The following is a 786-nucleotide window of genomic DNA, read 5'->3' as shown; positions in this document are numbered from 1 at the left end:
GCATCAGCCCATATAGAAAATGTATCAGCTATGGCAATTTTCTTAAATAAGCCGATAGAAAATATAAATAAACCAAGCGAGATGTTTTTTCTTCTAGGAGCAAGATTCCATTTTGAATTAAATTGCGGCATCATTTCTTTATGATGAACTATCGGACCCGCAATTAATTGTGGGAAAAAAGTCACAAATAGCGAGTAGTTCAAGAGGTCATATTCTTTAGTTTCTTTTCTGTAGCTGTCAACTAAGTACGCTATTTGCTGAAATGTGAAAAAACTAATAGCGAGTGGAAGAGCGATGTTAGTATTTTCCAATGGCTGGGATAATAATAAATTCACATTCCCAATAATAAAGTTGGTGTACTTAAAGTAGCCAAGTAAAGCTATGTTTGTTATCACTCCAAAAGCCAAAAGAGACGACTTTTTAATGCCTTTATCTTTCTTGATTAGATGACTTCCTAAAGCAAAGTTGAATGCCAACGAGCCGAGAATTATGGGAAGGTAGGATGGCTCCCATCTAGCATAAAATATAAGACTAGCAACCACTAACCACATCTTCGCACAAGTATATAGTCGATACTTTGCTAGTATGAAATATATACAAAAGCAGATGGGTAAAAAGATGAATATGAAATTTATAGAACTGAATAGCATAGGGACGTTACAAGGTGATAATCGAACTGGGAATGATACACTACTTGAGCTGTACGTCTTTAATTTTTTGTATATAAACGTTCTCGGACGATCTCTAAATCAACCACCAGAATGAAACGCGGTTCTAAGATCGCAT

1 protein-coding gene is annotated in these 786 nt (G+C 35.4%); it reads right to left on the bottom strand.

Annotation, left to right across the window (positions count from 1 at the left end; all coding sequences use genetic code 11):
- On the bottom strand, positions 1-542 hold a 542-nt coding region (locus AB4496_RS26910; protein WP_372132968.1), incomplete at its 3' end, for an MBOAT family O-acyltransferase.
- Positions 543-786 lie beyond the last annotated feature (244 nt).

Source organism: Vibrio sp. 10N.222.46.A1, assembly GCF_041473595.1.
In the GTDB taxonomy this organism is placed as follows: domain Bacteria; phylum Pseudomonadota; class Gammaproteobacteria; order Enterobacterales; family Vibrionaceae; genus Vibrio; species Vibrio tasmaniensis_A.
Note: the sequence above shows the minus strand (reverse complement) of the source record. Positions and strands in the feature narration are given on the sequence as shown.